This window comes from Deltaproteobacteria bacterium, from assembly GCA_016208165.1.
Lineage (GTDB): Bacteria > Desulfobacterota > Desulfarculia > JACQYL01 > JACQYL01 > JACQYL01.
Window position 1 is genome coordinate 1 of the sequence record JACQYL010000142.1, and the last position, 5919, is coordinate 5919.

General features: G+C 54.3%; 6 protein-coding genes. 4 read left to right on the top strand and 2 right to left on the bottom strand.

Annotated elements, in window-relative coordinates:
* Nucleotides 1–448: LptE family protein (locus tag HY788_24440; protein ID MBI4777295.1), on the top strand; the 448-nt coding region annotated here is incomplete at its 5' end.
* A gap of 96 nt (nucleotides 449–544) precedes the next feature.
* On the opposite strand, the gene rpsT is transcribed toward HY788_24440, so the two are convergent.
* A complete protein-coding gene (gene rpsT / locus HY788_24445) occupies nucleotides 545–820 on the bottom strand; it encodes a 30S ribosomal protein S20 (protein ID MBI4777296.1) in 276 nt (91 codons plus the stop codon).
* A gap of 261 nt (nucleotides 821–1081) precedes the next feature.
* Between rpsT and HY788_24450 the strand changes: the two genes are divergently transcribed.
* Together HY788_24450 and HY788_24455 are read left to right on the top strand one after the other, a co-directional pair.
* On the top strand, nucleotides 1082–2335 hold the full coding sequence (locus HY788_24450) for a 2-hydroxyacyl-CoA dehydratase (protein MBI4777297.1): 1254 nt from the start codon (nucleotides 1082–1084) through the stop codon (nucleotides 2333–2335).
* 83 nt (nucleotides 2336–2418) lie between these two features.
* A complete protein-coding gene (locus HY788_24455; protein MBI4777298.1) occupies nucleotides 2419–3543 on the top strand; it encodes a 2-hydroxyacyl-CoA dehydratase in 1125 nt (374 codons plus the stop codon).
* Between the two features lie 9 nt (nucleotides 3544–3552).
* On the opposite strand, the gene HY788_24460 is transcribed toward HY788_24455, so the two are convergent.
* Entirely contained in the window at nucleotides 3553–4872 is a 1320-nt protein-coding gene (locus tag HY788_24460) for a hypothetical protein (protein MBI4777299.1), read from the bottom strand.
* A gap of 386 nt (nucleotides 4873–5258) precedes the next feature.
* Here HY788_24460 and HY788_24465 point away from each other — a divergent pair, with 386 nt between their 5' ends.
* Nucleotides 5259–5792 (top strand): hypothetical protein, encoded by a 534-nt coding sequence (locus tag HY788_24465; GenBank protein ID MBI4777300.1) that lies wholly within the window; start codon nucleotides 5259–5261, stop codon nucleotides 5790–5792.
* The last annotated feature ends 127 nt before the right edge of the window (nucleotides 5793–5919 follow it).

Consider the following 5919-nt stretch of genomic DNA (forward strand, 5'->3'; position numbering starts at 1 on the left):
GGGGCGGCACGGCAGCCTTCCGGAAGACATGCGCACCATCGCCATTCCCGTCATGCGGAACCGGACCAACGAGCCGGGGCTCGAAACTACGGCCACGCGTATCTTCATCGAGGAATTCAACCGTAGGACCGAGCTGAAAGTGGTGACCGAAGATCGGGCGGATGTGGTGCTTCGAGGCGAGATTCAGGATATCTACGTTTCTCCCTTATCCTACGGCGCCAACGAGCATTCGACTGAACGTAGAGTAACGCTCACCATGGGGTTTCAACTCGAGAAACGGGCGGGCGACAAAACCGTTGAAAACGTGAACGGCTTGAGTTTCCAAGAAGGGTACGAGGTGGTTCCGGACGACCCGCTGGCCACGGACGCCAATCAGAAGATTGCGCTGGATAAGATCCTGTCGAATCTGGCGGAGAAGGTCAACGAGATGCTGTTCAGGGATTTCTGATGGGCTGAACGAAGAAAAATCGTTCCCCGGCGGGGGGAACGATCCTGTAGACACTTGGCAGGTCGGCCGATTTCTCGATGGAACGGGCGAGGAAATCTAGGACGATGTTTCGGACAGAGCCGCTACCTGACGGCTGAGCCTGGAAATGTAGCGCTGGCTCGTGTTCCTGTGAATCACTCCTTTGGAAGCCGCTTTCTGGATCCGAGGTATGGCTTCCTTTAACGCGGCCTGTGCTTCGTTCACCGACTTGTTTTCCAGAAACAGCCGAACCTTTTTCATCAAATTCCGTATGCGCGTACGGGTGGATGCATTGCGAAGGCGCCGCTTTTCGTTCTGACGCGCCCGTTTCAGGGCAGATGGATGATTCGCCAAAGTTCCCCTCCAAGTAAAAATATTGAAGTCGTCTTTATACCCGAACAGACGCATCCTGTCAAATAAAAATCGCGGCAAAGTTGAAGGTGTTTCATGATGTCTGTTCCCGGCCAAACGCGTTCTGGAAATCAGCGAAAAAATGAGGTACTCTGCCGTCAACTTCCGCCGTTCAGGCGCGCTTTCGGATCGAAGTCCGACCCTCTCCGGGTCAAACACCGGGCCGAGAGATCAACCGCAGCAACCACTTGAAAAGGAGTCGAGATGTCCCAGGATTCCCGGACCAGACTCGAAGAGAGGAATCGCGAGTTAAAACGGATGCGTAAGGACTACACGGCCCGCTTTTATCGGGAAGCCGCGGAGGCCGGTTCCCGGAAGCGGCCCATCGTGCACACAACCGCTTTGGGTCCCACGGAGATCTTCAATGCCATGGGCCTTTATCCCGTGATCGCCGAAAACTACGTGACGATCACTTGTGCGAAACAGGAAGCCAGGGGGTTTTGCGAAACAGCCGAACAGAGCGGCTTTTCGAACGATTTGTGCTCTTACTTCAGGTGCGGTCTGGGGATGATGTACCGGCAGGAGGGGCCGATGGGCGCCATGCCGGATCCGAGTCTGGTAGTGGGGATGACCGGAGTCTGCGACCCGTATGTGAAGTGGTGGGAAACGTGGGCCATGGAGTACGATGTTCCCTTCTATCTGTTGGACATGCCCTTCAATCTGACGGGGGAACTGCAGGATCACGAGTTGGAATGGATGGTTTCTTCGCTCAAAGGCCTTGCGGTTTTTATTGAAGAGCAACGTCTGGGGAAGCTGGATGAAACCCGATTTCAGGAGACCGTGGCTCTTTCCGTGCGCGCCATGGAGATGTTTTGGGAAGTCTACGAGCTGAAGAAATCCATACCCTGTCCCAGGGGATTGAGGGAATCCGCCGGCGATCTCTTCTATGCCGTGACATCGCTGGGAAAACCGGAGGCGGTGGATTACTACGCCCTTCTGTTGGAGGACACCCATGAACGCGTGGACCAACGGCTGGGCATCATACCGAACGAAAAGCTTCGTCTGTTGTGGGACAATATTCCGCTCTGGTATCGGCTCCAGGTGTTCGACTATCTGGGGGAGCGTGGCGCCGTGATTCCCGTGGACGGTTATATTCCCACCATCTGGCTGGCTCCCTTTCTGGACGGCCGGAGGTTGGACCCGGAGAAACCCTGGGAGTGCGTGGCCGTGAGACTCTGGTCCTGCATGCAGAACGCGAGTGCGGCGGTCAACCACGAGCGCTACCGCAAGCTGGTCCGGGAATGGGGCTGTGACGGCGCGATTTTTCTGTCCAACAGAAGTTGCATCAACATCACAGGCGTGGTGCAGGATAAAATGGCTTTCCTGGACGAACAGCTCAAAACCCCTTCGATCACCTTCGATGCGGACATGGCCGACCCCAGGAGCTTCGCTGAAGCCCAAGTGCACGGCAGGATCGACGCGTTCTTGGAACTCCTGGAACAGAAAAAACGGAAATAGAGAGGTAATCGTTCTCGGGGGAGGGCGCCGCCCTGTGGGACGCCTCCTCATACCCTCTGAATACATACAAGACGGAGTCTGCCGTGGATCATTTTTCCGAGTTTAGGGCGGCCTATGAAAACCGCCATGGGATTGCCAAGGATTGGAAGCAGGACGGAAAGAAGGTGTTCGGGTACATCTATTCCGGAGTTCCGGAGGAATTGATGTACGCGGCCGGAGTTCTGCCGGTTCAACTGATGGAAAGCGACGAAGACACGGTCCAGAAAGGCGAAACGATTCTCCCGATCTTTGTGTGCGACTACTGTCAGTCCGCCTTGGGACAGGCTCTTACCGGGGAATATGATTATCTGGACGGTCTGGTCGTGACCGATGCGTGTGCAAACGCGCGCACCCTGGTGCGAGCCTGGGAAGTTCACGGCAAGACGCCGTACCTCTACTATTTCAATCCTCCCTTCTTCAAAACACCGGAAGGCCGGCGGTACTACGCCCGGGAGTTGGTGCGGTTCCGCGAGTCGATCGAAGCGTTCTGCGACGTTCAGATTACAAATGAAGCCATCGGCTCGGCCATCGAGACCTACAACGAAAACCGACGGCTCATTCGGGAACTGTATGAGTTGAGGTCGCGAAATGGGGTTTCTCTGTCAGGGAGCCGGATATTGGAGGTGCTTCGGGCCGGCCTCGTGTTGCCCAAAGAAGCACACAACCGTATGCTCGGGAAGCTGCTGCGGGAGTTGCCCCATGAGGAAAAAAGGCAAGAAGGGGGTATCCCTGTTTTTCTCTCCATGCTGATCTTCGAACACTGCATGACCGCGGATTTCAACCTCATGGAAATGATCGAAGAGCTGGGCGGCCTTGTAGCCATGGACGACGTCTGGATGGGGCCACGGTATTATTCGGAACCCGTGGAGCCCGGGCCGGATCCAATGAAAGCCCTGGTCGAACGATATTTGGGCAATGTACCCTCGGGCTATCGGTACCCGTTGAAACCAAGACTGGATTGGATTTGCGACCAGCTGGACCGGTACAAGATCAAGGGCGCCGTGTTTGTCGTACCTAAGTACTGCCATCCTTACCTGTTTGAATATCCTTACATAGACCGCGAACTCAAGAAAAGAGGCATCGCCACCCTGTTTCTGGAAACCGAAGGAAGCATGCCACGGGAGACGGTCCGGGTTCGATTGCAGGCGTTCATGGAGCTTCTGGGTTAGGTTTCGAGATCAGAAGCCCTGCAGCAGCAGGACCCGAAGGCCGGCTGTGGGATCGCTCACGGGAGGGCGGCTTCGCCAGATGCGCCGTATGGTTTCCTCCTGGTCAAAGCCGTAGGGGTGGCTGGAAGGCGAATTGGCGTAATACCAATCCGCGTTGTTGCCGGCCAAGCCCTGTATGTCGCGCATTCCCGGCATTTCCACAAACCCGTAGGGATCCCGGGAGCGGACCCAGCGCCATGCGTACTCTATGAACGCGTTGCGTTCCTCCAGTCCGAGCCGGGCGAACCAGGTGATCTCGTCATATCCCCAGACGCACTCCGGTTTCGTGCAGGTTCCGGGAGTCAGCCCGGCGTAGCCGTGGTCGAATTCCACCAGATACAGCGCATGCTCCACGTACCATCCACCCGGTGTCAGGCCTCCCTTCGTCAATCCGTAAATCGAGTCCAGAAAGCCCATTTCCAACACGCCCTCGTTGGTCTGACTCCCGGCCGCTTCCTTCACACGAAGCGGATACTCGCAGAAGTCCAGCAGCAATTTCCCCTCACGTACGATTCCATGAGAATGGGCGTTGAGTAAAACCAACCCCCGGCGCGCGTGCCGGGCGGCGTACGTTCGAATCAGGGTCGCCAGGTACTCGAGCTGAACAAAGCCGGGGTCGCATCCGCACATCCATTCCAATTGTCCCAGGTGAAGGGCTTCGATGCCCGCGTCTATGTAGGAAGCGGCCTGATAAAATATCCACATTTGGGTTTCCGTCCGGGAAACGTCCGGGACTGAAGCATTCTCGGGATAGCCGTCGATGACCGGGCTCTGGCAGGTGAAGAGCATGCTTTCGTAATCGAAATTCCGGGTTTGGACCGGAGCCCCCAACCATTCGAAAACCCAGGAAGGTATGGGCACGAGTTCGACATCACTGGATACAAATTCGAATATACCCGCTTCCAGCAGGACTTCCGGGTCCGCGGCATGAACCTGCCATGCTTTGGCCGGGAGATCCGCCACCCTGGCGGGGAAGACACCCTCGTTGCCCCAGATGAGGGCCGTACGGCCTAGGAATTTCGCACCGAGATGGGTGACCATGCGAATGTGTTCCGTCAGGTAGAGGTCCATCTCGTCCAACATGTTGGACATGGTTATGGCCCGCGCGAGATAGTTCGAGAGGACCCGGCGGGAGACATGTCCCTGAAATGCATAGGGAGATAGGGCCAAAACAGGGCCGGGAACGGACACCAGCAGGAAAAGGCACCCGCACACACCGGCCCGCAGGATTTTTACCCACTTCTTGAGTGAGGGGGGTGTGGATGCGGAAAGGGGACTGAGTGTCGGCATTGGATGTCCTGGGTTAAGTTTGGCTTCGATGGCAAAGCATACGTGGGAGACGTGGAATATACATGAGTCGCCCTGTTTTTCGGAGAACCCGGCATCCGTTCGGCCCTCGACGAAAAGCGGCCTCCGATTCGCACGCTTTCTTTCCATGCTTATCACAGATCGGTCCGTTTGCCGGAAACTTGAGTATGTCTCGAGGACCTGTTTCGTGGCTGTCAAAGAACAAAATTTCGGTTGCACGTTGCGCGGCGAAGACTGCCTCGAAAGACGTGCCACGAAAGATGTGTGGCAATTAAACGACAAACACGCTATCCTACCGAGAAACAATCTGAAATTCCATCCTCGCCCAATTTTGTGATCCTTGATCACACAACATGCCTGGTTACGCTATGAAAAGAACGCCCGTCCAAAAGCATGCCTCCGCGCTAGTTAAGGGCATGATTGAGCAGGCTAAGGCGATAGGCGATATTGGACATCCGGTTTCTAAAGGCAAGTTGCGAGAGCTGTTTGTCGGCAACTGTTTGAAGCCTTTTTTGACCAGCCAGTTTGGCATAGGCACCGGACATATAATCAACCATGTAGGAGACGAGAGTCCCGAGTGCGACATTATAATCTACGATAAACGGATAGTTACACCATTCATAATGAACCAGAATCTAGGTCTTTTTCCATTCGAGAGCGTCGTAGCTGTAATAGAAGTTAAGAGTACTCTAAATTCAACCGAATTAACCAATATTAACAAAAACTTCGCCTCAATAATAGAAGATATTTATGATGATAGCATAAATTGGTATAGAGGGTACTACATTGATGTAATAGATATTGCACCTAATTTGCGCAAAAGAATACATATGCAAAGACCTCTCTTGTCTGTTGTGGCATTTAATGTAAAAGATCTAAAATACTTACATCAATGTCATTGACTTAAGGGTCGCGAGGTGGAGATAAGCCTTGCAATAATAAGTAGTTACGATATAATCAGGCTATGTTTGCCGTTAAAATTCACCATGACTGAAGGAGATACAATATGCTTACCGAAAAACTCGAAAC

What these genes read in the sequence shown, in the direction of transcription:
- HY788_24450 (MBI4777297.1), top strand. Translation starts at nt 1,082, where the DNA reads ATGTCCCAGGATTCCCGGACCAGACTCGAAGAGAGGAATCGCGAGTTA.
- HY788_24460 (MBI4777299.1), bottom strand. Translation starts at nt 4,872, where the DNA reads ATGCCGACACTCAGTCCCCTTTCCGCATCCACACCCCCCTCACTCAAG.
- HY788_24465 (MBI4777300.1), top strand. Translation starts at nt 5,259, where the DNA reads ATGAAAAGAACGCCCGTCCAAAAGCATGCCTCCGCGCTAGTTAAGGGC.